This window comes from Oerskovia sp. NPDC060338, from assembly GCF_042726295.1.
Classification (GTDB): Bacteria; Actinomycetota; Actinomycetes; order Actinomycetales; family Cellulomonadaceae; genus Oerskovia; species Oerskovia merdavium.
This window is the reverse complement of the sequence record NZ_JBHXCQ010000002.1, coordinates 1-23,428: the sequence shown is the minus strand read 5'-3', so window position 1 is coordinate 23,428 and position 23,428 is coordinate 1. Positions and strand designations below refer to the sequence as shown.

Annotated in this window: 22 protein-coding genes; 13 read left to right on the top strand and 9 right to left on the bottom strand. The window is 74.0% G+C overall.

Annotated features, from left to right (window positions below; genetic code table 11):
- Positions 1-14: 14 nt before the first annotated feature.
- Complete coding sequence (locus ACFWGN_RS02115) at positions 15-1,016, bottom strand: NAD-dependent epimerase/dehydratase family protein (protein ID WP_377615474.1); 1,002 nt, start codon at positions 1,014-1,016, stop codon at positions 15-17.
- 141 nt (positions 1,017-1,157) lie between these two features.
- Between ACFWGN_RS02115 and ACFWGN_RS02110 the strand changes: the two genes are divergently transcribed.
- Positions 1,158-2,345: an SLC13 family permease gene (locus tag ACFWGN_RS02110; protein ID WP_377615473.1), complete on the top strand. Its 1,188-nt coding sequence runs from the start codon at positions 1,158-1,160 to the stop codon at positions 2,343-2,345.
- Between the two features lie 19 nt (positions 2,346-2,364).
- On the opposite strand, the gene ACFWGN_RS02105 is transcribed toward ACFWGN_RS02110, so the two are convergent.
- Entirely contained in the window at positions 2,365-3,132 is a 768-nt protein-coding gene (locus ACFWGN_RS02105; RefSeq protein WP_377615472.1) for a hypothetical protein, read from the bottom strand.
- Positions 3,133-3,265: 133 nt separating this feature from the next.
- Here ACFWGN_RS02105 and ACFWGN_RS02100 point away from each other — a divergent pair, with 133 nt between their 5' ends.
- The 4 genes from ACFWGN_RS02100 (at position 3,266) to ACFWGN_RS02085 (ending at position 6,336) form a co-directional block, all read left to right on the top strand.
- The gene (locus ACFWGN_RS02100; protein WP_377615471.1) at positions 3,266-3,601 is read left to right on the top strand and encodes a YnfA family protein; all 336 of its coding nucleotides are present in this window, start codon (positions 3,266-3,268) and stop codon (positions 3,599-3,601) included.
- A gap of 101 nt (positions 3,602-3,702) precedes the next feature.
- Entirely contained in the window at positions 3,703-4,917 is a 1,215-nt protein-coding gene (locus tag ACFWGN_RS02095) for an LLM class flavin-dependent oxidoreductase (RefSeq protein WP_377615470.1), read from the top strand.
- Positions 4,918-5,084: 167 nt separating this feature from the next.
- A complete protein-coding gene (locus ACFWGN_RS02090) occupies positions 5,085-5,708 on the top strand; it encodes an FMN reductase (protein WP_377615469.1) in 624 nt (207 codons plus the stop codon).
- 121 nt (positions 5,709-5,829) lie between these two features.
- Positions 5,830-6,336: a DoxX family membrane protein gene (locus tag ACFWGN_RS02085; protein ID WP_191801573.1), complete on the top strand. Its 507-nt coding sequence runs from the start codon at positions 5,830-5,832 to the stop codon at positions 6,334-6,336.
- On the opposite strand, the gene ACFWGN_RS02080 is transcribed toward ACFWGN_RS02085, so the two are convergent.
- The gene (locus ACFWGN_RS02080; RefSeq protein ID WP_377615468.1) at positions 6,300-7,334 is read right to left on the bottom strand and encodes a hypothetical protein; all 1,035 of its coding nucleotides are present in this window, start codon (positions 7,332-7,334) and stop codon (positions 6,300-6,302) included. The two genes, ACFWGN_RS02085 and ACFWGN_RS02080, sit on opposite strands and share 37 nt — an antisense overlap.
- Entirely contained in the window at positions 7,331-7,849 is a 519-nt protein-coding gene (locus ACFWGN_RS02075; protein WP_377615467.1) for a hypothetical protein, read from the bottom strand. The genes ACFWGN_RS02080 and ACFWGN_RS02075 overlap by 4 nt, the downstream gene beginning before the upstream one ends.
- Before the next feature lie 194 nt (positions 7,850-8,043).
- Between ACFWGN_RS02075 and ACFWGN_RS02070 the strand changes: the two genes are divergently transcribed.
- Complete coding sequence (locus tag ACFWGN_RS02070; protein WP_377615466.1) at positions 8,044-9,417, top strand: ion channel protein; 1,374 nt, start codon at positions 8,044-8,046, stop codon at positions 9,415-9,417.
- Positions 9,418-9,447: 30 nt separating this feature from the next.
- Here ACFWGN_RS02070 and ACFWGN_RS02065 read toward each other — a convergent pair whose 3' ends face one another.
- Positions 9,448-9,990 (bottom strand): M15 family metallopeptidase, encoded by a 543-nt coding sequence (locus ACFWGN_RS02065; protein ID WP_377615465.1) that lies wholly within the window; start codon positions 9,988-9,990, stop codon positions 9,448-9,450.
- A gap of 409 nt (positions 9,991-10,399) precedes the next feature.
- Here ACFWGN_RS02065 and ACFWGN_RS02060 point away from each other — a divergent pair, with 409 nt between their 5' ends.
- The 4 genes from ACFWGN_RS02060 to ACFWGN_RS02045 all read left to right on the top strand — a co-directional run bounded on the left by ACFWGN_RS02060 (position 10,400) and on the right by ACFWGN_RS02045 (position 16,144).
- Positions 10,400-11,584 carry a sensor histidine kinase gene (locus ACFWGN_RS02060; RefSeq protein WP_377615464.1) on the top strand — a complete coding sequence of 395 codons (1,185 nt, stop codon included), beginning with the start codon at positions 10,400-10,402 and terminating at the stop codon, positions 11,582-11,584.
- Positions 11,581-12,366: a response regulator gene (locus ACFWGN_RS02055; RefSeq protein ID WP_377615463.1), complete on the top strand. Its 786-nt coding sequence runs from the start codon at positions 11,581-11,583 to the stop codon at positions 12,364-12,366. Before ACFWGN_RS02060 ends, ACFWGN_RS02055 begins: the two co-directional genes overlap by 4 nt.
- Before the next feature lie 73 nt (positions 12,367-12,439).
- Positions 12,440-13,240 carry a bifunctional hydroxymethylpyrimidine kinase/phosphomethylpyrimidine kinase gene (thiD, locus tag ACFWGN_RS02050; protein WP_191801566.1) on the top strand — a complete coding sequence of 267 codons (801 nt, stop codon included), beginning with the start codon at positions 12,440-12,442 and terminating at the stop codon, positions 13,238-13,240.
- A 225-nt stretch (positions 13,241-13,465) separates the two neighbouring features.
- Positions 13,466-16,144 (top strand): phosphoenolpyruvate carboxylase, encoded by a 2,679-nt coding sequence (locus ACFWGN_RS02045; RefSeq protein WP_377615462.1) that lies wholly within the window; start codon positions 13,466-13,468, stop codon positions 16,142-16,144.
- Between the two features lie 139 nt (positions 16,145-16,283).
- Here the strand turns inward: ACFWGN_RS02045 and ACFWGN_RS02040 are convergent, their stop codons facing one another.
- Entirely contained in the window at positions 16,284-17,066 is a 783-nt protein-coding gene (locus ACFWGN_RS02040) for a deoxyribonuclease IV (protein WP_377615461.1), read from the bottom strand.
- A gap of 146 nt (positions 17,067-17,212) precedes the next feature.
- Complete coding sequence (locus ACFWGN_RS02035) at positions 17,213-17,737, bottom strand: hypothetical protein (protein ID WP_377615460.1); 525 nt, start codon at positions 17,735-17,737, stop codon at positions 17,213-17,215.
- Positions 17,738-17,839: 102 nt separating this feature from the next.
- Between ACFWGN_RS02035 and ACFWGN_RS02030 the strand changes: the two genes are divergently transcribed.
- Positions 17,840-18,139, top strand: coding sequence for an MTH1187 family thiamine-binding protein (locus ACFWGN_RS02030; protein ID WP_068627689.1), 300 nt, complete (start codon positions 17,840-17,842; stop codon positions 18,137-18,139).
- 147 nt (positions 18,140-18,286) lie between these two features.
- Positions 18,287-19,840 carry a hypothetical protein gene (locus ACFWGN_RS02025; RefSeq protein WP_377615459.1) on the top strand — a complete coding sequence of 518 codons (1,554 nt, stop codon included), beginning with the start codon at positions 18,287-18,289 and terminating at the stop codon, positions 19,838-19,840.
- A gap of 36 nt (positions 19,841-19,876) precedes the next feature.
- On the opposite strand, the gene ACFWGN_RS02020 is transcribed toward ACFWGN_RS02025, so the two are convergent.
- Together ACFWGN_RS02020 and ACFWGN_RS02015 are read right to left on the bottom strand one after the other, a co-directional pair.
- Complete coding sequence (locus ACFWGN_RS02020) at positions 19,877-20,770, bottom strand: ABC transporter permease (protein WP_377615458.1); 894 nt, start codon at positions 20,768-20,770, stop codon at positions 19,877-19,879.
- Complete coding sequence (locus ACFWGN_RS02015) at positions 20,767-21,864, bottom strand: ATP-binding cassette domain-containing protein (RefSeq protein WP_377615457.1); 1,098 nt, start codon at positions 21,862-21,864, stop codon at positions 20,767-20,769. The genes ACFWGN_RS02020 and ACFWGN_RS02015 overlap by 4 nt, the downstream gene beginning before the upstream one ends.
- A gap of 85 nt (positions 21,865-21,949) precedes the next feature.
- Here ACFWGN_RS02015 and ACFWGN_RS02010 point away from each other — a divergent pair, with 85 nt between their 5' ends.
- The gene (locus tag ACFWGN_RS02010; protein WP_377615456.1) at positions 21,950-22,993 is read left to right on the top strand and encodes a helix-turn-helix transcriptional regulator; all 1,044 of its coding nucleotides are present in this window, start codon (positions 21,950-21,952) and stop codon (positions 22,991-22,993) included.
- Positions 22,994-23,428 lie beyond the last annotated feature (435 nt).

The window sequence follows — 23,428 nt, the reverse complement described above, 5'->3', positions numbered from 1 at the left end:
CCGTCCCGGGGCCGTCAGAGCGCGAGCGCCCGCGCCTCCTTGTCCGGGTCGAGCCCCACCCGGGGGCGGTCCGCGCGCTGGGGGGCTCCGCCGTCGGGCCGGGTCTGCAACCAGGCCCACGTGTCCGCGACCGTCTCCTCGACAGGCCGGTTGCGCAGGCCCGCCGCGATCGCGCGCGACACGTCGCCGCGGTGCAGCGTGTCGTGCAGCTCGCCCGGGGGGAGCCAGACGGGCAGCTCGGTCCAGGGCGCGATGCCCGCGGCCTCGATCACGTCGGGAGCGGTCCAGCGCAGCTCGGCGTCCGAGCCGGTCGCGGCCACGCACGCGTCGAGCAGCTCGCCCATGGTCGCGTGCCCGCTGGGGCTCACGACGTTGAACGGCCCGCTCAGGCCCTGCTCGGTCGCGTCGAGCACGAACGCCGCGAGGTCGCGCGCGTCCACGTACTGCAGGGGCAGCTCGCGCGGCCCGGGGGCGAGCACGGGTCCGCCGCGCGCGACGCGCTGCAACCACCACGGCAGGCGCCCGACGTTCTCCCACGGCCCCAGGATCAGGCCCGCCCGCGCGAGGATCGCGCGGTGCCCGAACGACTCCTCGACGGCCAGCTCGCCGCCGCGCTTGGCGCGCGCGTAGTCGACGTCGGCGCCGTCGTCGGGAGAGGCCTCCACGACGGGGGCGTCCTCGGCGAGGCCCGCGCCCGTCGGGTACGTGTAGACCGACCGGCTCGACACGTACACGTACCGGCCCACGCGGTCGTCGAGCAGGCGCGCGGCGTCGCGCACCGCGCTCGGCGCCCACGACCACGTGTCGACCGCGACGTCCCACTCGCCCGCGGCCAGGGCGTCCAGGCCCCCGACGGCGGAGCGGTCGCCGCGCAGGTCCCGCACCCCGGGCGGTGCGTCGCGCGTCCCCCGGTGGAACATGGTGACGTCCCAGCCACGGGCCAGGGCGTCGTCGACGACCGCCCGACCCACGAACTCCGTCCCGCCCAGCACCAGCAACCGCGTCCCGTCCGTCATACCCCGACTCTGCACGCTGCGAGGCGGGTGCGAAAGCCCGCGACGCCCGTGGCAGACGGCGCGGCGCGTGCGATAGTGACCCAGCCGCTCGTCGGGTAGCGGTGCGCGGGACGAGACGGGGTGCCGGGAGGGAAGAGTCGGATGGCCGGTCGTCGGGTGCGCGTGCCGCTGTGGTCGGTCGCCGTCGTGCTGGCCGGGATCGTCGTCGCGGTCGGGTGGCTCCCGCTCGACGCGGCCGGGGAGCTGGCCGAGCGGGTCGGGCCGATCCTGCTGTTCCTCGTCGCGATCACGGTCGTCGCGGAGATGTGCGCGGCCGCAGGCCTGTTCGACGCCGCAGCCTCCTGGGCGGTCCGGCTCGCCCGGGGGAGCCGTCTACGGCTGTGGGGCCTCGTGGTCCTGCTCGCGTGCGTGTGCACGATCGTGCTCTCGCTCGACACCACGGCCGTGCTCGTCACGCCCGTGGTCCTGACCCTCGCGCGACGGACGGGGAGCAGGCCCCTGCCCTTCGCGCTCACGGTCCTCGCGCTCGCCAACACCGCGTCGTTGCTGCTGCCCGTCTCCAACCTGACGAACCTGCTCGCGGCCCACCGCTTCGCGAGGCTCGAGCCCGGGACCTCGTACACCGCGACCATGTGGCTGCCCGCCCTGGTCGTGATCGCCGTGACGGTCCTCTACCTGTTCGTGGCCCACCACCGGGACCTGCGCGGGACCTTCGACGCGGTCGCGCCCACCACGGAGCGGGACCCCGTGCTCCTGCCGCTGGCCGCGCTGGTGACGGTCGCGCTCGGGGTGTGCTTCGCCGTCGGGCTGCCCGTGGCGCTCGTCGCGCTGGCCGGGGCCGTGCTGCTCCTGGCCGTGACGCTCGTGCGGCGTCGCGACCTCGTGGCCCCCGTCGGAGAGCTCGTGCCGTGGCGGACCGTGCTTGTCGTCGCGTCGCTCTTCGTGGCGGTCGAGGCGTGGCAGGTCCACGGCCTCGGCGACCTGCTCGCCCGGTTCGCGGGGACCGGGAACGGGACCGGGGACCTGCTCCAGGTCGCCGGGGCGGGGGCCGTCGCAGCCAACGCGGTCAACAACCTGCCCGCCTACCTCGCGCTCGAGCCCGCGGCCGCGGGCGACCCCGCGCGGCTCGCGGCGCTCCTCGTCGGGGTGAACGCCGGCCCGCTGATCACGCCGTGGGCCTCGGTCGCGACCGTGCTCTGGTGGGTCCAGTGCTCACGGCACTGGATGGGCTTCCGCGAGGTCGGCTGGTGGCCGCTCGTGCGCCAGGGCCTGGTCCTCGCGCCCCTGGCCGTGGTCGCCGGGGCGCTCGCGGTCGCGGCGGTCGCGTAGGCCCACCCGCGGGCGAGCCTCAGGCCCGCACGCCGATCCACAGCGTCCCGTGCTCGAGCCCGACGCTGCGGTGCTCGACGAACCCGATCGACCGCATCCCCTCGACGCGTGCCGGGTCGACGATCGCCGTGAACAGGGGCCCGTCCACGGGGAGCCCGTCGAGGGAGTGCTGGGCGCTCGCGGGCGCGTCGACGAGGCGGCGCAGCGTGTCCGTCCGGTCCGCGCCCTCGACGTCGGGGGCCACGGCCGCCGCGACGAGGACGAGGCGCGGGCGCACGGCGTCGAGCGCGTCGGCGATCGCGGACTGCGCGACGCCCAGCGCCTGGCGGGTCGCGACACGGACCGGCTCGTCGTCGGCCGGCTCGTCGAGCGGGTCGACGCCCACCTCGCGGACCAGGACCTCGCGGAGCTCGTCCTCGAAGGCGGGGACCTCAGGGGGTAGCCACACGGTCGCGGCCCGGAGCCCGTCGGTGTCCTCGGCGACCCAGATCTCGCCCTGCTCGAGGATCCCGTGGCTCAGGACCAGGCGCGTCGCGGACGAGAGCTGCTCGGGGTCGACGGGAGCGTCGGGACGGCCGTCGCCGTCGAGGTCGACCACGGGGTGGTCGGCCGTGAGCAGCCGGGCGACGCCGGGCACGTCGACGAAGCGCGCGCGCCGGACGGTCACGTGCGGCGCCATGGCGGGCGTCTCGACGGACGTCTCGACGGACCCGGGCGGCGCGAGGCGCGCTTCCGTCGCGCTGTGTGCGCCACCCGGCTGGGCGGTGGGGTGCGTGGCGTCGGGCATCGGGTCTCCGGTCCTCGGGGCTGTGGCCTCTCGCCAGTCTGGTCCCGGAGCCTGTGAGGGGACTGTGCGCGAAGATGTGGTGCGCTGCCGAGCGCCGCTCGCCCCGCTGCCCGCGCGACCCCGAGGAGACCCCGTGACCGTCCTGCGCTCGATCCTGCTGTTCGGTGCTGCCGCGCTGTTCGAGATCGGTGGCGCGTGGCTGGTCTGGCAGGGCGTCCGTGAGCACAAGGGGTGGGTGTGGATCGGGGCGGGGATCGTCGCGCTCGGGCTCTACGGGTTCTTCGCGACGCTCCAGCCGGACGCGAGCTTCGGGCGGATCCTCGCGGCGTACGGGGGAGTGTTCGTCGCGGGGTCGCTCGTGTGGGGCATGGCGGTCGACGGTTTCCGGCCCGACCGCTGGGACGTGGCCGGCGCGCTGCTGTGCCTCGTGGGGGTCGCGGTCATCATGTACGCGCCGCGCCCGGAGTGACCCACGCCACTCCCTGGCACGGGGAATAACCTCGGCACCCTCCCGGTTCTCCTCCAAGTACATGCAAATGCATCAACTTGTAGGACGAGGGAGCAACCCCCATGCAGTTCGGAATCTTCACCGTCGGCGACGTCACCACCGACCCCGTCACCGGTCGCACGCCCAACGACACCGAGCGCGTGCGGTCCATGCTCACCATCGCGAAGCACGCGGACGAGGCCGGCCTCGACGTGTTCGCCACGGGTGAGCACCACAACCCCCCGTTCGTCCCGTCGTCCCCCACGACCATGCTCGGCTACCTCGCCGGGCAGACGAAGAACATCATCCTGTCGACCTCCACGACGCTCATCACCACGAACGACCCGGTGAAGATCGCCGAGGACTACGCGATGCTCCAGGTCATCTCGGACGGTCGCATGGACCTCATGATGGGCCGCGGCAACACCGGCCCCGTCTACCCGTGGTTCGGCAAGGACATCCGCGAGGGCGTCAACCTCGCGATCGAGAACTACGCGCTGCTGCGCCGCCTCTGGGAGGAGGAGGTCGTGGACTGGCAGGGCAAGTACCGCACTCCGCTCCAGGGCTTCACGGCCACGCCGCGCCCGCTCGACGGCGTCGCACCCTTCGTGTGGCACGGCTCGATCCGCACCCCGGAGATCGCCGAGCAGGCCGCCTACTACGGTGACGGCTTCTTCCACAACAACATCTTCTGGCCCATCAGCCACACCCAGCAGATGGTCCAGTACTACCGCCAGCGCTTCGAGCACTACGGGCACGGACAGGCGGACCAGGCGATCGTCGGGCTCGGCGGCCAGGTCTTCATGCGCAAGAACTCGCAGGACGCGGTGCGCGAGTTCCGGCCCTACTTCGACAACGCGCCCGTCTACGGGCACGGCCCGTCGCTCGAGGACTTCAGCGCGCAGACGCCGTTGACCGTGGGCAGCCCGCAGGAGGTCATCGACCGCTACGGCGCCATGCGCGAGCACGTCGGCGACTACCAGCGCCAGCTCTTCCTCATGGACCACGCGGGCCTGCCGCTCAAGACGGTCCTCGAGCAGATCGACCTGCTGGCCGGCGAGGTCGTCCCCGTGCTCCGCAAGGAGATGGAGGCCAAGCGTCCCGCCCACGTCCCGAGCGACCCGCCGAGCCACGCCCAGCGCGTCGCGAAGGCCCGTGCCGAGGGCAAGATCGCGGAGCAGGTCGTCGCGGCCGCCGACCACTGGACGGGCAAGACCGCAGAAGACGACATCCAGGCGGCAGAGGCCGCCGAGGGCGCCGTGGACACCGCCCGCAAGGGCTCCGCGTTCGGTCTCTGACCGGACGCCCGCCCGGGGGAGACCCCGGGCGGCCCGGGCCGCCCTTGTGGCCAGGGGCGGCCCGGACCCCAGCACCACCCGGCAGGCCACGAGAGCGCCACGCACCGCCCGCCGCACGCATCGTGCGGCACACTCGAAGAACACTCACGAACCAGGAGCACCACCTCATGACCGCTCGCCAGATCGTCGCGATCTCCGCCGGCCTCGGCCAGCCGTCCTCGACCCGCCTGCTCGCCGACCGTCTCTCCGCCGCCACGGTGGCCGCGCTCGGCGACCTGGGCGTGGCCGCTGAGGTCACGACGGTCGAGCTGCGCGACGTCGCCCACGCCATCACCGACGCGATGCTCACGGGCTTCGCGAGCGGCGACCTCGCCGAGGTGATCGAGAAGGTCACGGGCGCCGACGCGCTCGTCCTGGTCACCCCGCTGTTCACGACCACCTACTCGGGGCTCTTCAAGTCCTTCGTCGACATCCTCGACAAGGACTCGCTCCAGGGCGTGCCCGTGCTGCTGGGTGCGACGGGCGGCACGTCGCGCCACTCGCTGGCCGTCGAGTACTCGATGCGCCCGCTGTTCACGTACCTGCACGCGGACGTCGCGACGACGTCGGTGTTCGCGGCCACGGACGACTGGGCCGCCGAGGGTGACAGCACGGACGGCGCGGGCCCGCTCCCGGCCCGTATCCGCAGGGCGGCCAAGGAGCTCGCGGGCACGGTCGCGGCCCGCGACCCGCGCACCACGACGGGCATGTTCGACGGCGTGCCCTCGTTCGCGCAGATGTTCGGCCGGTAGCCGCGCCGACCGGGTGAAAACGCGGTGTGACCCGCATCACTCACCCGGTCCGCGGTCTCCTTCTGGATGTGCGCCCGACGACGAGGCGCCGACAACCCACCACATCCAGAAAGGCACGTCCATGTCCACCCTCTCCGTCGACGGCCCGGCGATCTCCCGCCGAGGCTCCGTCTCCACCCACCTGAGCGACGCCGTCGACGCCCTCGCTCGCCTCCTGACCCGCTGGTCCGTCCCGGCGCTGCGCGTCTCGCTCGGGCTGGTCTTCCTCGGGTTCGGGATCCTGAAGTTCTTCCCCGGGGCCAGCCCGGCCGAGGTCGTCGCCGAGCGCACGATCGACACCCTGACCCTCGGGCTGGTCCACGGCTCGGTCGCCGTGGTCGGCACGGCGGTCGTCGAGTGCTTCATCGGGATCACGCTCGTCACGGGGTACCTGCTGCGCGCGGGCCTCGTGGTCCTGGCCGGCGCGTTCGTGGGCATCCTCGCCCCGACGGTCCTGTTCTTCGACGAGCTGTTCGGCTCGGGCATGACGCTCCTGGGGCAGTACGTGCTCAAGGACGTGGTCCTGGTCGCCGCCGCGACGGTCGTCGGGGCCTACGCGCTCGGCGCCCGGCTGCGTCGCACGAGCTGAGCGACCCACCAGCAGACGAGCACCACCGGCCGCTCCTCGTCGTCGGGCGCCCCGGGCGCCCCGGGGGCCTCGGCGCCCTCGGCCCCCGTCCCGGGCCGCCGACCCGTGCCCCTGCCAGGGCTGATCACACCACCGAGCAGCCGCTGGTCGGGCCGCAGCGCGAGGGGAACCGCGACCGCGGCCGCCGTCAGGACCCACGCCGAGTAGTCCAGCCCGAGGAACACCCAGATGCTGCCGTGCATCGCGGCGACCGCGAGCACGAACGGGATCCGCGTGACCCGGATCGCGAGCCACAGGGGAGCCGTGAGCTCGAGCGCGAGCGCCCCGCCCGCGAGGGCCTGCGTGAGCACGGGCTGGTCCGCGACGGTCTGGACCCACCGGGCGCCGAACGGGGACCCGCCCGCTCCCTGGCGCAGCACCCAGGACATGTTGTCGCTGAAGACCCACTCGGGGCCGCTGTGCCGCAGCTTCTGCGCTCCGGTCAGGAAGTACACCGTGGCGAGGGTCGCGAGGGCAGCCCGCGGCGGCCATCCCCAGGCCGAGCCACGCAGCGCGGTGCGCGCGGGGCGTGGTGGATCGGCGGCGAGCAGCAGCGCGACCGCGACCGTGACGGTCAGGACGTCGTTGTGCAGCACCTTGCCCGAGCTGCCCCACAGGGCGGTGAGCGCGGTGTAGGTGCACCACGCGAGCACGAACCCGGCACGCCCCCTGCGGTGCGCGACGACGAGCGCGACACCCGTGAGCCCCGCGACCTGGACCGCGACGAGCAGCCACGCGGGCGGGGTCAGGGCCAGCCAGCCCATGACGTTGCCGTGGTCGGTGAGCGCCACGGGGCGGCGGGCGATCGCGGTCCAGTCGCGCGTGGCCAGACGCAGACCGATCACGAGCGCGAGCAGCGTGCGGACCTCGAGCAGCCGGTGCGCCGGGCCGGGGGCGAGCAGCGCCCGGTCGACGGCGAGCGCGGTCCGGCGCAGCGACGACCCGGCGGCACCGCTCACGGTGTGACGTCCAGGACCGTCTCGCGGGACCGCTCGACCCACTGGTCGGCCCCCGCGGGCAGGGTCCGCACGGTGCGCTCGAGCCGCACCGAGCGCACGGTCCGGGGGTCGATCCCGGCCAGCCCCAGCCAGGCCGTCACCATCTCCTGACGCCGGTCGGGCGCGGCGCCCGCAAGGTCCTGGTACTGGCGGGTCGTGGTGGCGAGGGGGGCGGCGCGGTCGGCCGGCCGCACGACGACGTCCCCCTCGGCGGTCGCGGCCACGAGGTCGAGGCTCACCGTCGTGCCCGTGCGCACCTCGCTGAAGAGCCGGTACGCCGTGAACGGCCACAGCTCGGCCTCGACGGCGGCGGTGAGCAGGAGAGCGAGGACGAGCCCGTAGGTCACGAGGCGTGCGCGGCGCTGGCCGGTCGACGGGGAGGCGGGCGCGGCCGCTCGCGTGGTTGCGTCGGGCCACGGCGCGGCCCACGCGGGTCGGCGGCTCTGCGCGGTGCGCGCGTCGTTGCGGAGGGTCACGTCTCGACCCTCCCAAGGGGGAGGGGAGAGGGACATCGGCCCGACGGCGGCTCGCACCTCGGCCCGTGGGTGCGGTCCGCGCGGGGCGGGTTCAGCCCGGGGGCTGATGCGCCGTCGTCGGGTCTTCCGATCCTCCTCCCGGGGCCATGGGCCCTCCCCGGGCGCGCTCGCGCCCTGCGTGCCACGCTGGGCGCATGCCCGACCGGCACGACGACGCGTCAGCCACGCCTCCACCGACGCCCGCCCCCAGCCCGCCGGACGCCCCCGCGCTGCGCACGCTGCTCGAGCTCTCGCTCCCGGCCGTGCTGATCGGGATCGTCGCGGCGGTCGTGCTGTGGGCGCTCGACCAGGCGTCCGCAGCGGTCGAGGACGTCCTGTGGACGGACCTGCCGGGCGCCCTGGGCGTGGACCCCGACGCGCGCTGGTGGATCTTCGCGATGCTGACCGGCGCGGGGCTGCTCGTGGGCCTGGTCGTGTGGCTCGTGCCGGGGCACGGGGGCCGGGACTCGGCGACGACCGAGCTCATCGCGCCCCCGCTGCCGCTGCACGTCCTGCCGAGCCTCGTGATCGTCACGGTCCTGGGGCTGGCCGGCGGCGTGAGCCTGGGCCCGGAGAACCCGATCATCGCGATCAACACCGCGCTGCTCGTGGCCGTCGTCGCGCGGCTGTGGCCCAAGGTCCCCACGGACCTCGTCGTGATGCTCGCGGCGTCAGCGACGATCGGCGCGCTGTTCGGCACCCCGGTCGCGGCCGCGCTCGTGTTCACGGGGGTCGTCGCGGGCTTCCGCAGCGGGGGCCCGCTGTTCGACCGGTTGTTCCTGCCGCTCGTCTCGGCCGGTGCGGGCGCCATCACCATGGACGCGATCGGCCGCCCGTTCGCCGCGATGGACCTGCCCGACCTCGGCATCCCGGACATCGGCGACGTGGGGACCTCCCTCCTGATCGCGACCGCCGCGGCGGGCCTGGCGCTGCTCGGGGTCCTCGCGTTCCCGCACGTGCACCGCTTCTTCCACTCGATGCGCAACCCCGTGCTCTACGTGACGCTCGGCGGCGTGGTGCTGGGCGTCCTGGGGGCGATCGGCGGGCCGCTCACGCTGTTCAAGGGGTCGGAGCAGTCGTTCGAGCTCGTCCAGCAGCGTGCCGACTTCTCGACGTGGAACCTCGTGCTCATCTTCGCGATCAAGCTCGTCGCGCTCGTGGTCGCCGCGGCCGCAGGCTTCCGGGGAGGGCGGATCTTCCCCGCGGTGTTCATCGGGGTCGCGGCCGGCGTCACCGTCAACGCCGCGCTGCCGGGGATCCCGCTCGGACTGTCGATCGCGAGCGGGGTGCTCGGGGTCGTGCTGGCCGTGGGACGCGACGGGTGGGTCGCGCTGTTCGTCGCGGTCGCGGTCGTGGGCGACGTGGGCGTCCTGCCGCTGCTGTGCATCGCGATCCTGCCCGTGTGGCTCCTGGTGCGCAGCGCTCCCGAGATGCTGGCTGCTCCCGACCCGTCGGAGGACCCCCCGACCCCGACGGGCCACCCCTCAGCTGACGGCCCCGTGCCGGGACCGCGGACCGGGACGCCCTAGCCGGACCGCGTCCAAGGGGTCGCCCCGACCTCACTCCCACCCCACGCGCGAGTCCTCGTGCATCTCGGGGCACGTCCCGCCGGGTTCGATGACGGCCTCGAAGTGCCACATCTCGTTCGCGTAGGTCCGGCACAGGCCCAGCTCCGCGCCGTGCTCGCCGAGCCAGAGCGCGCCGTCGGTCGCCCCGACGTCGATCGCCGTGCCCGCCACGTGCGCCGAGGCCTCGGGGGGCAGGACCCACCGCTTGGCCTCCTCGAGCGAGCCACGCTTGCGGACCACGTCCTCGACCACCTGGGCCTGCTCCTCGGCCGACCGCCACCCCGAGACGAGCGTCAGCTCGATCCCGTCCGCGGCCGCGAGCGCCTGCGCCTGCTCGAACCGGCGGACCAGCTCGGGATCGAGCCCGGTCGCGGGTGCCTCGGCCGCCGAGCCGGTCGCGTCCGGGGCTGCTCCGGCGCCACGGCCGGCCTCGGAGACGGCCCCGGCCCCGGACGACGGGGTGTCGGGCGCGAGCAGCCGGTACGCCGAGACCCCGCACGCGACGAGCGCGGCGACGACGACCGCGGCGTACACGCGGTCCGCGGGGCTCCGGGGTCGACGAGCCGAGCCCGCGGACGAGCGACCCGACGGCCACGCCCGACCGGACCGGGCTCGCGGCCTGCCACGTCGCGCAGGTCGTGGGCCCGCGGCGCCCGGGCCCGGCACGAGCGAGTCGAAGGCCGGCGGAGGGGGTGGGGGCACGGGGCTCGGCGGCACGGGCCGGGAGCCGGCAGCGACAGGGGGCGGGGGAGGGACGTCGAAGGTCATGCCTCGACCCTCGCCGCGCGCCCCTGCCCGGGGCATCGCCCCCCGGGGCCGTCGTCCCCCTCGCCACAGGGCGCGTCTCGCCCGGGTGCGTTGGTCCCGGGGACGGACGCGGCGCCGTCGGACACCAGCCCCAGGGCGGACTCGCCGCCGTGCCCGTCCTGGATACGGTGGGAGCGTGCAGCCCACCCGCCGTGCGCCCGAGCGGGCCCAGGACCTCCTCGTCGCGCTCGCGGTCGGGCTGGTCTGGTTCGGCGGAGTCTGGTTCATGTACCAGGGGGACTACTGGATGCCCCGGGACATCCGGTCGTACTGGTGGACCGGCGCCTGGCTCGTCCTGACGCTGGCCCTGAGGAGGGTCGCGCCCGGTGGGGTCTTCTGGGTCACCGTGGTGTTCTACCCGCTCTTCCAGGACGACGCCCTGAGCAACCAGTTCCATCTCGTCCCGCTCCTCGTGGCGGGCTTCGGCGCGACCCGCGAGGGAGCAGTCCCCCCACCGCTCGCGGCGCTCGGTGTCGTCCTGTCGGGCTGGTCGCTGCACATGAGCAGCCTGCACTGGTACGGGCACTGGGAGGTCGTGAGCATGTCGTCGCCCTCGGGGATCCTCACCACGGTCTCCCTGGCGCTCGCGGCCGTGGCGCTCGGGTGGATGGTCCGGCGCATCGCGGTGACGGGCGAGGCCCTGCGCGAGCGCAACGAGGAGCTCACGGCCCTGCAGGGTGCCCTGGCCCAGCAGGCGGTGCACGCCGAGCGCACGCGCATCGCGCGCGAGCTGCACGACGTCGTCGCGCACCACATGTCCGCGATCGTCGTCCGGGCGCAGGCCGCGGACCGCGTCGCGCCCAACCAGCCCCAGGCCCCGGCCGAGGCGGTCACCTGGATCGCCGAGGAGGGCAAGAAGGCGCTGACCTCGATGCGCTCGGTCGTGCACGTGCTGCGCCGCGAGACCGGTGAGGCGCTCGACCTCGCCCCCGCCCCCGCGCTCGACGACGTCCGGGCCGCGGCCGCCCGCCTGACCGAGGCCGGCCGAGACGTCGAGCTCGACCTGCCCGACGACCTGGGCGACCTGCGGCCCGAGGTCAGCCTCGCCGTCGTGCGCATCGCCCAGGAGGGCCTGACCAACGTGCTGCTGCACTCGCTCGCGCAGCGGTTGAGCCTCGAGATCGTCGCGACGCCCGGGTACGTGCGCGTCGCGGTCCGCGACCCCGGGCCACCCCTGCCCGACAACCCCGACCTGCACGGCGGCAACGGCCTGCTGAACATGCGCGAACGAGCCCTGTCCTGCGGCGGCACGCTGTCCGCAGGACCCGACCAGAGCGGCGGCTGGCGCGTCCAGGCCGTCCTGCCCCGGGAGACCCCATGAGCCACAGCCCCGTCCCGTTCCCCCGCCCGGAGGACCGGCGCCCACCGGCCCCCGCCACCCTGCACGTCGTCGCGGAGAGCCGGCCGTTCAGCGAGCCCGTGCGCGTCGTCGTGGTCGACGACCAGGCGACCATCCGCCTGGGCCTGCGCATGATCCTCGACAACGAGCCCGACATCACGGTCGTGGGCGAGGCCGCCGACGGCGTCCAGGGCGTCCGCATGGCCCGCGCCCTGCTGCCCGACGTCGTCCTCATGGACGTGCGCATGCCCCACCTCAACGGGATCGACGCAGCGGCCCAGATCTCCGCCGACCCGGCGCTCGCGGGCGTGCGCACGCTCGTCCTGACGACGTTCGACGACGACGAGTACGTCTACGGCGCGCTGCGGGCCGGGGCTGCGGGGTTCCTGCTCAAGGACGCCGACCCGGAGTCGCTCGTGAGCGCGGTCCACCGCGTGCGGGCGGGCGACAGCCTGCTCGACCCCGGTGTCACGCGCAGGATCATCGAGCGGTACGTCGAGCTCTCCGACTGGCACGCGGGCTCGGGCGTCGCGAGCGCCCCCGGCGTCGGGTCGGGGCTCGAGCTCGCGACCCCGCGCGAGCGCGAGGTCCTGCTGGCCGTGGCGCGCGGCCTGTCCAACAAGGAGATCGGGGACGAGCTCTTCCTCTCGGAGGCGACCGTCAAGAGCCACGTGCGCTCGCTCCTGACCAAGGTGGGGCTCACGAACCGCGTCCAGCTCGTGATCCTCGCGTACGAGGCGGAGCTGGTCCGCCCGGGTCGGTGAGCCGCGCGGCGTAGGCTTTCCCGGGGGCTCGGCCCCGTCCCACCACTCTTCCTCGAAGGACACAGGCAGCACCATGGTCAACCTCGCGTACGTCATCGCCGGATCGGAAGCCACCGGGGGAGCCGGTATCCAGGCCGACCTCAAGACGTTCCAGGAGCTGGGCGTCTACGGCGTCGGGACCCTGACGTGCATCGTGTCGTTCGACCCCCAGAACGACTGGGGCCACCGGTTCGTCCCGGTCGAGCCGCAGGTCATCGCGGACCAGTTCGAGGCCGCGACCAGTACGTACGACCTCGACGTCGTGAAGATCGGCATGCTCGGCACGCCCGCGACGATCGACGTCGTGGCCGAGTCGCTCGCGAGCCAGCGCTGGCACCACGTGGTCCTCGACCCGGTCCTGATCTGCAAGGGCCAGGAGCCGGGCGCGGCCCTCGACACCGACACCGCGCTGCGCGAGAAGATCCTGCCGTTCGCCACGGTCATCACCCCCAACGTGTTCGAGGCCAAGATCCTGTCGGGCATGGACACGATCGAGTCGGTCGACGACCTGGTCGAGGCCGCCGAGCGCATCCACGCGCTGGGTCCGGACTTCGTGGTCGTCAAGGGCGGCGTCGAGCTGCCGGGCCCGGACGCGGTCGACGTCCTGTTCGACGGCCAGGAGATCACGGTCTTCTCCGTGCCCAAGGTGGGCGAGGAGCGCGTGAGCGGTGCGGGCTGCACGTTCGCAGCGGCCATCACCGCGGAGCTCGCCAAGGGCAACGACGTCGAGCGCGCGGTGGGCGTCGCGAAGCAGCTGGTCACCGAGGCGATCGAGGCGCGCGTGAGCTCGCACGCGCCGTTCGACACGGTGTGGCAGGGCGCGTACACGGACTGACACGGCACGGCAGGGCCGTCGCGGCGGCAGGGTGGTCGCGCCCCGGCCCGACGACGTCACGCGCCCGGGCGAGGTCTCCTCGCCCGGGCGTCGTGCTGCCCGGGGAACCGACCGCTCCCCGGGGCGCGCTCTCGCGGTCCGGGAGCCCCTCGCGGGCCGACCCGGACCGACCACCAGGCAGACGCATGGACGCGCCGGGACCCGGAGCACTTAGGCTTCCGACCTGTGAGCGACAACCTTCCCCCCGAATCCACCGACGGCAACGGCCGCACGGGCGCCCGGCACGAGGTCCCGGCGCCGCTGCGTGACGACGTCCGCCTCCTCGGCCGACTGCTCGGCACGGTCCTGACGGAGACGGGGGACCCCGCGCTGCTCGACGACGTCGAGCACCTGCGCGAGCTCTCGATCCGCGCGTACGGCGAGCACGCCGACGCCGCGCTCGAGGAGGCCGAACGCCTCGTCGAGAGCTTCAGCCACGAGCGCGCCGAGCAGGTCGCCCGCGCGTTCACGGTCTACTTCCACCTGGCGAACCTCGCCGAGGAGCACCACCGGGTGCGTGTCCTGCACGACCGCGAGGCCGAGCTGGCCCCGTCCGTGGTCGACGACACGCTGCCCGAGGCCTTCACGCAGCTCGCGGACGAGGTCGGTCACGCCGAGGCGCTCGCCCGGCTCCAGCGGCTCGAGTTCCGCCCGGTCCTGACGGCCCACCCGACCGAGGCCCGCCGTCGGGCCGTGTCCGCCTCGATCCGTCGCCTGTCCGCGCTGCTGACCGAGCGCGACGGCCTGCCGACCGGCGGCGCGTCGCTCGCCGAGAACGAGCGCAAGCTCCTCGCCGAGATCGACGGCCTGTGGCGCACGTCCCCGATCCGCGCCGCGAAGCCGACCCCGCTCGACGAGGTCCGCACCGCGATGAGCGTGTTCGACGCGACCCTCTTCTCGGTGTTCCCCACCGTCTACCGTCGCCTCGACGACTGGCTCCTGGCCGACAAGGCCGGCCACGACCGCCCGCTCGCCGCACCGTTCGTGCGCCTGGGCACCTGGATCGGCGGCGACCGCGACGGCAACCCGAACGTGACCGCCGAGACCACGCGCCAGGCCGCGGCCATCGCGGCCGACCACGCGCTCCGGGCCCTCGAGCAGGCGGCCCAGCGGATCGGGCGCACGCTCACGCTCGACGAGCAGGGCACGCCCGCGTCCGACGGCCTGCGCTCGCTGTGGCAGAAGCAGCGTCAGCTCTCCGAGGCCATCACTGCCGAGGCGGCGTCCGAGTCGCCGTCCGAGCCGCACCGCGCGGTCATGCTCGTCGTGGCCCGCCGCGTCGCCGCGACGCGCCTGCGCGACGCGGACCTCGCGTACCAGACGCCCGAGCAGCTCGAGGCGGACCTCAAGGTCGTCCAGGACTCGCTCATCGCGGCAGGTGCGCCCCGCGCTGCCTACGGCGACCTGCAGCAGCTCGTGTGGCAGGTCCAGACCTTCGGGTTCCACCTGGCCGAGCTCGAGGTCCGTCAGCACTCGCAGGTCCACGAGGCCGCCCTCGCGGAGATCGCGGAGCACGGCGTGCACGGCCAGCTGTCCGACCGCACGCGCGAGGTCCTCGACACCTACCGCGCGATCGGCTCGATCCAGCAGCGCTACGGCATCCGTGCCGCGCGCCGCTACATCGTCTCGTTCACGCAGAAGCCCGAGCACCTGGCCGCGGTCTACCAGCTCGCCGAGCACGCGTTCGACGGCGCCGACGACGCGCCCGTGATCGACGCGATCCCGCTGTTCGAGACCTTCGCCGACCTCGAGGCGAGCGTCGAGATCCTCGAGGCCTCGCTCGAGCTGCCCCAGGTCCAGCGCCGGCTCGCGGAGAACGGCCGCAAGGTCGAGGTCATGCTCGGCTACTCGGACTCCTCCAAGGACGTCGGCCCGGTCTCGGCCACGCTCGCGCTGCACTCCGCGCAGAGCCGCATCGCCGAGTGGGCGCAGCGCCACGAGATCAACCTGACGCTGTTCCACGGCCGTGGTGGCGCGCTCGGGCGCGGCGGCGGCCCCGCGAACCGCGCGGTCCTGGCCCAGCCCCCGGGCTCGGTCGACGGCCGGTTCAAGCTGACCGAGCAGGGCGAGGTCATCACGGCCCGCTACGGCGACGCGACCATCGCGGCCCGGCACATCGAGCAGGTGGCAGCCGCGACGCTGCTCGCCTCCGCGCCGTCGGTCGAGCGCCGCAACGCCGAGGCCACCGCGCGCTTCGCCGACGTGGCCGCCGCGCTCGACTCGTCGTCGCGCGAGCACTTCCACGCGCTCGTCCGTAGCGAGGGGTTCCCGCAGTGGTTCTCCGAGGTCACCCCGCTCGAGGAGGTCGGCCTGCTGCCGATCGGCTCGCGCCCGGCCCGCCGCGGCCTGTCGGTCGAGTCGCTCGAGGACCTGCGCGCCATCCCGTGGGTCTTCTCGTGGTCGCAGGCCCGCATCAACCTGGCCGGCTGGTACGGCCTGGGCACCTCGCTCCGCGAGTTCGGCGACCTCGAGCGGCTGCGCGAGGCGCACCGCGACTGGCCGCTGTTCGCGACGCTCATCGACAACGTCGAGATGTCGCTCGCCAAGGCCGACGAGCGGATCGCGGAGCGCTACCTCGCGCTCGGCGACCGTGACGACCTGGCCGCGAAGATCCTCGAGGAGCTGCGCCTGACGCGCGAGTGGGTCCTCAAGATCTCCGGCAGCGAGTGGCCGTTGGCCGGTCGCCGTGTCCTGGGCCGCGCGGTCCAGCTCCGCAGCCCGTACGTCGACGCGCTCTCGCTGCTCCAGCTGCGCGCGCTGCGCGGCCTGCGCTCGGGCGCCGAGGGCCAGTACAAGGACGGTCTGCAGCACCTGCTGCTGCTCACGGTCAACGGCGTCGCGGCCGGCCTGCAGAACACGGGCTGACCTCTCGCCGGACATGCGCCGGGCGTTCGTCCTCGACCCGAGGACGGACGCCCGGCGCATGCTCGGCCGACGCCCTCCGCATGCTCGGCCGACGCCCACCGCACCCGGACGCCCGCGGTGAGCTGCGCCGTCGGGCCTCTCAGCCCAGGCGCGAGCGCAGCCAGGCGATGTCCGGGCCCATGTCGCCGTGCGTCTCGCAGATGACGGGCGCCCCGGCCGAGGCGATGACCGCGACCAGCTCGTCGGGCGGGATGAGCCCGTCGCCGAAGTGCGCGTGGCGGTCGGCCCCCGAGTCGAACGTGTCCCGGCTGTCGTTCGCGTGCACCAGGTCGATCCGCCCCGTCACGGCGCGCACCTGGTCCGCGGCGGTGCTCAGGTCGATCCCGCCCGCCCAGGCGTGGCACGTGTCGAGCGTGAACCCGACGTGGTCGCCGCCCTCCGCGGCCCCGATCGCGTCCCACAGCCGCCCGATGCTCTCGATCGTCCGGGCCATCGACTTGGCCCCGCCTGCGGTGTTCTCGATCAGCACGGGGACCTTGGCGTCGAGCGCGTCGATCGCCTTGCGCCAGTTGTCGTAGCCGACCGCGACGTCGTCGGCCGCGGTCACGTGGCCGCCGTGCACGATCACACCCTTGGCGCCGATCTCCGCCGCGCCGTCGACGATCTTCTGGAGCGACTTGCGGCTCGGGATGCGGATGCGGTTGTTGGTGCTCGCGACGTTGATGACGTACGGGGCGTGCACGTAGACGTCGAGGTCCGCGGCCGCCGCGTCCGCGCGCAGGGCCTCGGCGCCACCGGGGTACGTGAACTCGGCGCCCTTCCAGCCCTGCGGGTCGCCCAGGAAGACCTGGACCTGGTCGGCGCCGATCGCTCGTGCCTGGTTGACGGCGTCGGCCTGGTCGACGTGTGCTCCGATACGCATGGGGCCCACGCTACGTGCAGGGCAGGACGCCCGGCGCGGCGAGCCCGTGCCGGAGCGTCAGACCAGCGCCGCGAGCGCGTCGAGCCGGCCCTTCCAGAACTCCTTGAGCGGCGCCACCTCGTCGAGCGTCGGCACCCCCGAGTAGCTCACCCCCACCCGGGTCCGGGACCGCCCGCAACGCACGGGCTCGTCGCGTCGAAGGTCAGGAGCACCCGGCGTGCGCGGCCGGTCGCCCCGCCCACGGCCTCGGTGGGCCAGCGCAGCCGGACGGACCGGTCGATCGTCCGCCCGACGACGTCCAGGTCGCCCGCGACCCCGACCTCCGCCAGGGCGGGACCCAACCACGCGGCGCGAGCGGCGTCGTCGGACACGAGGGAGTAGACCGCAGCGGGCGTCGCGTCCACGGTCCTGGTGACCGAGACGTCGAACGTGCCGTCGGCACGCTGACCGGGCTCGCGCATCCCGCGCTCCTGCTCGTACGCGACCGTGAGCGACTGCGCCCACCACGCGTCGACCCCCTGCTCCTCGACGAGCCAGGTGGCGATCCGGGTGTGCGTCCACCCGGTCGCGCCCTGCGCGTCGAGGAGCTCGAACCATGCTGCCCGGGGCTGTCCCGTCGCGGCCACGACCGCGTCGTCCCCGACCGTCTGCGTGCTGCGTCTGGTGACCATGCGACCACGCTACGGCGCGCCACGGGGCCTGGCAGAAGATGACGGCGGGCGTGCACCGCGCGGGCCGCCCGCCGACCGACAGGGACGCGGCATGATGGACGCATGGCCATCTTCGCTTTCTCCGTCGCCCCGCTCGGTGCCGGCGAGTCCGTCACCGACTCCGTCGCCGAGGCAGTCCGCATCGTCCGCGCCTCGGGGCTGCCCAACCGGACGACGTCGATGTTCACCGAGATCGAGGGTGAATGGGATGAAGTCATGGACGTCGTCAAGCGCGCGACGGAGGCGGTCGGTGCGGGCGGGCACCGGGTCTCCCTCGTCCTCAAGGCGGACATCCGCCCAGGTCACACGGGGGAGCTGACGGGCAAGGTCGAGCGCGTCGAGGAGCGCCTCGCGCGCGACTGAGCACCGTGCGCCACCGGCATCCCACAGGGTGAAACGGGCGTTTACGGCGTGCACCCATGGGCGTCGTAGGCTATGCGGCAACGCCGCCGTCCCCGGCAGTGTTCGAGGCTGCGTTACGAGCCGTGTCACAAGTCGCAGGAGACCACGATGCCCCTCTTCGAGGTGGACGCCGAGCGTCCAGTTCTCGTCCGCCCGTCGCAGCCGGCGGGCGGGGGGTTCGGCACGGTCGCGCAGCGCGTGGTCGACGGTCACCTGGACGGCCTGCTCGGTGAGCAGATCTTCCCCGTGCGGCAGGGCTCGTCGACCGACGAGCCGCATCTCCTGGCACTCGACGCGGCCGGGCTGCCCGTGGTCATCGAGGTCGTCGCCGAGCTGACCGAGGAGACGCTCACCCGGGCCATGAACCATGCGGGCCGGGCCGGCCAGCTCACGCGCGCCGAGCTCGCGAGCCGCTACGCCGGGGGTGCGGGGCGCTTCCAGCAGGACGTCTCGACGTTCTACGACAACGTCCCGCTGACCCGCTCGCAAGCCACGTCGCGCGCCACCGGGGCCCGCCTGATCGTCATCTGCTCGAGCGCGGAGGACGGGATCGTGGACGCCCTCGACTTCCTGCGCCAGCCCGGGTCGTCTGTCTCGGTCCTCAAGCTCGGGGTCATGCACGGCGCGGACGGCCGCCGGTTCGTCGACGTCTCGCCACTGGTCCCCGAGCGCAGGTCGCGCTCGACGGTTCCGGCGGCGCCGGCGCGTCCTGCGGTCGGGACCCGGTCCGCGGCCGCCACGGCCGACTTCGCGGAGGGCGTCGCGGTGGGCCGCGCGCTGACCGGCAAGCTGCCGATCGTCACGCAGCGCTCGCGCGCGGACCGTCGGCGCGGCACCGAGCTCGACGTCGCGGAGACTCTCTACGGCTCGTCCGCGGGGTCGATGGCCGAGACGGGGCGCCTCGAGCCCGTCCTCGACCCGGTGCTCCCCGCGCCCGTGCCCGCCGCTCCGGTCCCTGCGGACCTCGAGCTGAGCGTCCCGCCGGTCGTCCCCGGCCCGGTGCCGAGCCTTCCGACCGTCCTCCCCGACCCGCCCACCGTCCCGCCCGTCCCGCTGCTGGCGAGCCCTCCGGGCGACGAGGCGTCGGAGCAGGGCCGCTACTCGTCGTCGTCGGCGTACTCGAGCCCGACCGACGACGCCCTCTCGTCGCGCACGCCCAGCCGGTCCTCGATCCTGACCCGGGAGTCCATCCGGACGCGCGAGTCGATCCGGACGCGCGAGTCGGTGCTGACGCGCGAGTCCTTCCAGGCCGAGGAGCCCGCGTACGACCCGCTGTCCTACCAGCCGCCCGCGAACGTCCCCGTGGTCGACGCCCTGAGCACGATCGACCCGCTCGGGCAGGGCCTCGTGCCCTCCCCGCCGCCTCCGCCCGCGCCGGCTCTCGACGACGACCCGGACGACGACCCCGACCTCCACGCGCTCGCACGGTCCTTCGGGACACCGGTCTCGCTCGTCTGGTCGCGCCCGCGCCGCGGGCAGCGCTTCGAGGCGGTCCTGTACCCGGACGGATTCATCGAGCTGACCGACGGCGCCCGCTTCCGTCACCCGGACGCGGCAGCGGTCGCGGTGTCGGGGACCGCGACCGCCGACGGGTGGAGCGTGTGGCGCCTGGGCGACGGCGGGCCCACGCTCACGGACGCGTTCCGCGAGCAGTACGCCTGACGCCTGGACGCGGCCGGGGCCCGGCCGCGTGACGAGTCAGTCCGTGCTGCGCACCATGGTCCGGATCCCCACGGCCAGCCCGACGGCGGCGGTCACCACCGCGGCCACCCATCCCCAGGCGGCGGCCGACGAGGTCAGGTCGCCCGCGAACAGCGAGCGCTCGGCGTCGACCAGGTAGGTCAGGGGGTTGAGGTGGGCCGCGGCGCGCATCCACCCCGGCCCGGTCTCGAGGGGCAGCAGCATCCCGGACAGGATCATGAGCGGGAAGAGCAGCGTCTGCTGCACGAGCCAGAACATCCACTCCTGCTTGCGGACCGCGAGGGCCAGGGCGTAGCTGAGCGACCCGATGCCGACGCCGAAGACCGCGAGCATGAGCAGCCCGAGCACCGCGCCGACGGGGTAGAGCTCGAACCCGAACGGCAGCATCACGAGCACGACCACGACCGACTGCGCAGCGATCGGCACCATCTCCTTGAGCGCGCGCCCCACGAGCAGCGACGGGCGGGACAACGGGGAGACGAGCATGCGCTCGTGCGCCCCGGTGTTGAGCTCCTGCTGGAGGTTGGCGCCCGTGGTCGAGGTGCCGAACAGCGTGGTCATCACGAGGATCGAGGGCACGAACCACTGCCAGACGCTGCCGCCCAGCGTCCCGGCCGCACCCCCGTCCTGCCCGCTGAGCGTGCCGACGAGCAGGGGGCCGAACAGCGCGAGGAACACGAGCGGCTGCACCAGGCCGAACACGACCGAGAACGGGTCGTGGAGCAACGGGCGCAGCTCGCGGACCAGGACGATGCTCGTGTCCCGGGCCAGGCGCGCGACCGGGCCCCCGGGGCGGGTGCCGGGACGTCCAGCCGTCGGGCCGGCACCGTGGCGCGTGCCCGTGGGCGCCCCACGGCCGGGGGCGGAGGTGGTGGTGTCGACGGTGCTCATGCTGCGTCCTTCCCGGAGAGCGCGGCGCCCTCGGTGGTCCGTGCGGTGGCGTGGTCTGCTGCGCCCGAGCGGTCGCCGGCGCCCGAGGCGCCGTCCTTGTCCGCGGCGCCCGGCTCGCGCAGGCTGCGTCCCGTCAGGGCGAGGAACACGTCGTCGAGCGTCGGGCGGTGGACCTGGGCCGTGGCCACGGTGATGCCCGCGTGGTCGGCCGCGCGCAGCAGCGCGGGGAGCAGCGCGGGGCCGTCGGTGACGCGCGCGGTGACCTGCGTGCCGCCGGTCGGGGTCTCGTCGGTCCCGACCTCCCGGACGCCGTCGGCCCGGGAGACGAGCTGTGCGAGGCGAGCGCCGTCGTCGGGCCCGGCGGTCTCGAGGACCACGCGGTCCCCGGCGAGGTCCGTCTTGAGCGCCTCCGCGGTGTCGTCCGCGATGACCTCGCCGTGGTCGACGACCACGACGCGCTCGGCCATGGTGTCGGCCTCGTCGAGGTAGTGCGTCGTCAGGACGATCGTCATGGGCTCGCCCGTCGACGCGAGCGCATCGGCGCGCATGCGCAGGACGTGCTCCCACAGGTTGGCGCGGTTGTGCGGGTCGAGGCCGGTCGAGGGCTCGTCCAGGAACAGGAGCGAGGGTGCGTGGACCAGGCCCATCGCGACGTCGAGCCGGCGTCGCTGCCCGCCTGAGAGGTCCGCGACCTTGCGGGTGCGCAGCGCGGTCAGGTCGAGCGCCTCGAACAGCTCGTCGGCGCGGCGCCGGGCCGACCGGCGGTCGAGGCCGTACACGACGCCCTGCGTCACGAGCTCGTCGACGGCCCGCTGGTTGTGGCCCGCGGCGTTGCCCTGCCCGACGTACCCGATGTGGTGACGGACCTGCGCGGGGTGCGCGACGACGTCGTACCCCGCGACGGTCGCGCTGCCCGAGGTGGGCGCGATGAGCGTCGTCAGCATGCGCAGGGTCGTGGTCTTGCCGGCCCCGTTGGGGCCCAGGACGGCGACGAGCTCGCCAGGCTCGATGTCGAGCGAGATGCCGCGCACGGCGTGCACGGTCTCGTGGCGGCTCACGACGAAGTCCTTCGTGAGGGAGCGGGTGTGGATCACGGTGTCCTCCAGGAGTGGGTGATACCTCCATCGTGTCGGGGGTAGAGGTCAGGTTCTGTCCGCTACCTCGTGCGACGCTGGGAGCATGCTCGAGACCTCGGCCCGCCTCCTCGCCCTGCTCTCCCTGCTCCAGGCCCGTCGGGACTGGCCCGGAGAGGCCCTTGCCGACCGGTTGCACGTCAGCCCGCGCACGGTGCGGCGCGACGTCGACCGGTTGCGCGAGCTCGGCTACCCCGTGCGCGCGACCAAGGGGCCCGACGGCGGGTACCGCCTCGACGCGGGCGCCGAGCTCCCGCCCCTGCTGTTCGACGACGAGCAGGCCGTCGCGGTCGCGGTCGCCCTCCGGACGGCCCAGGTGGGTGGGATCGAGGAACCCGCGCGGCGTGCGCTCGCGACCATCCGCCAGGTCATGCCGGCGCGGCTGCGCGGGCGCATCGACGCGCTCGAGGTGACCGCGGTCCGGTCCGCGCGCGATGTGGCGCGGCCGGTCGTGGACCCGTCCGTCCTGGTCGCGGTGGGGAGTGCCGTGCGGGCACGCGAGGGGCTGCGCTTCGACTACGACGGCGGGTCCTCGCCCCTGCTCGGCTCGGGCGACGCGGCCTTCCGGCCCCCGCGGCGGGTCGAACCCCACCACCTCGTGACGTGGGGAGGCCGCTGGTACCTCGTCGCGTGGGACCTCGAGCGCGAGGACTGGCGGACGTTCCGCGTCGACCGCATGACGCCCAGGACCCCGACGGGGCCACGGTTCGCACCGAGGGCGCTACCGGCGGTGCCCGCGGGTGCGGGCGCTCGGGCTGGGGGCGGGAGCGGGCGGAAGGGCACGGACGAGGAGCCCGACGTCGCCACGTACGTCGCGCACGTCTTCTCGCGCCCCCGGTGGCCCGCCGAGGGCGAGGTGGTGCTGCACGCACGGGCCGACGCGCTGGCGCCGTGGGTCGGGGACCAGGGCGTGGTCGAGGCGATCGGTCCGGACAGGTCCCGCCTGGTCGCCGGCTCGTGGTCCTGGCGCGGCCTCGCGGCGTGGGTCGGGATGTTCGACGTGCCCTTCGAGGTGGTCGGCCCGCAGGAGCTACGCGACGCGGTGCGTGAGCTGGGAGAGCGGTACCGAGGAGCGCTCGAGAACCAGTGAGCGTGGCTCGGCGCTGGTGGAACGGCGGGCGGTGGCGGACGCGCAGGACCTCGCGGGGCGCGGGTGCGGACGGTCCGGAGCGGCGGTGACCGGGGTCACCTCCGGCCAGGTTGACCTGGGGGTTCACGTCCCCGTAATGTTCTCGAAGTCAGCCCGGCAGGGAGAAACAGACACCACTGCGAAGCTCCTCGGAGCCGCCGCGAAGTGGCTGTTCCCGGGGTTGGAATCCGAGATCTTGAACTGGTCGCCTCGCGCCTCCAGGACGGACGACGGAGCCGATCTTCCAGTTTTGACCCGGTTCGGTCGGGTTTGAAACGAAGAAGCCGGTCTGGTAGGTTTAAGAAGTTGCCCCGAGTGAAGGCCTGGAAACGGGTTGGAGTCGGTGCGTGTCGGTTGCTTGAGAACTCAACAGTGTGCTTGATAGTTAATGCCAAT

What these genes read in the sequence shown, in the direction of transcription:
- ACFWGN_RS02115 (WP_377615474.1), bottom strand. Translation starts at nt 1,016, where the DNA reads ATGACGGACGGGACGCGGTTGCTGGTGCTGGGCGGGACGGAGTTCGTG.
- ACFWGN_RS02110 (WP_377615473.1), top strand. Translation starts at nt 1,158, where the DNA reads ATGGCCGGTCGTCGGGTGCGCGTGCCGCTGTGGTCGGTCGCCGTCGTG.
- ACFWGN_RS02105 (WP_377615472.1), bottom strand. Translation starts at nt 3,132, where the DNA reads ATGCCCGACGCCACGCACCCCACCGCCCAGCCGGGTGGCGCACACAGC.
- ACFWGN_RS02095 (WP_377615470.1), top strand. Translation starts at nt 3,703, where the DNA reads ATGCAGTTCGGAATCTTCACCGTCGGCGACGTCACCACCGACCCCGTC.
- ACFWGN_RS02090 (WP_377615469.1), top strand. Translation starts at nt 5,085, where the DNA reads ATGACCGCTCGCCAGATCGTCGCGATCTCCGCCGGCCTCGGCCAGCCG.
- ACFWGN_RS02085 (WP_191801573.1), top strand. Translation starts at nt 5,830, where the DNA reads ATGTCCACCCTCTCCGTCGACGGCCCGGCGATCTCCCGCCGAGGCTCC.
- ACFWGN_RS02070 (WP_377615466.1), top strand. Translation starts at nt 8,044, where the DNA reads ATGCCCGACCGGCACGACGACGCGTCAGCCACGCCTCCACCGACGCCC.
- ACFWGN_RS02055 (WP_377615463.1), top strand. Translation starts at nt 11,581, where the DNA reads ATGAGCCACAGCCCCGTCCCGTTCCCCCGCCCGGAGGACCGGCGCCCA.
- thiD (WP_191801566.1), top strand. Translation starts at nt 12,440, where the DNA reads ATGGTCAACCTCGCGTACGTCATCGCCGGATCGGAAGCCACCGGGGGA.
- ACFWGN_RS02040 (WP_377615461.1), bottom strand. Translation starts at nt 17,066, where the DNA reads ATGCGTATCGGAGCACACGTCGACCAGGCCGACGCCGTCAACCAGGCA.
- ACFWGN_RS02035 (WP_377615460.1), bottom strand. Translation starts at nt 17,737, where the DNA reads ATGGTCACCAGACGCAGCACGCAGACGGTCGGGGACGACGCGGTCGTG.
- ACFWGN_RS02030 (WP_068627689.1), top strand. Translation starts at nt 17,840, where the DNA reads ATGGCCATCTTCGCTTTCTCCGTCGCCCCGCTCGGTGCCGGCGAGTCC.
- ACFWGN_RS02025 (WP_377615459.1), top strand. Translation starts at nt 18,287, where the DNA reads ATGCCCCTCTTCGAGGTGGACGCCGAGCGTCCAGTTCTCGTCCGCCCG.
- ACFWGN_RS02020 (WP_377615458.1), bottom strand. Translation starts at nt 20,770, where the DNA reads ATGAGCACCGTCGACACCACCACCTCCGCCCCCGGCCGTGGGGCGCCC.
- ACFWGN_RS02010 (WP_377615456.1), top strand. Translation starts at nt 21,950, where the DNA reads ATGCTCGAGACCTCGGCCCGCCTCCTCGCCCTGCTCTCCCTGCTCCAG.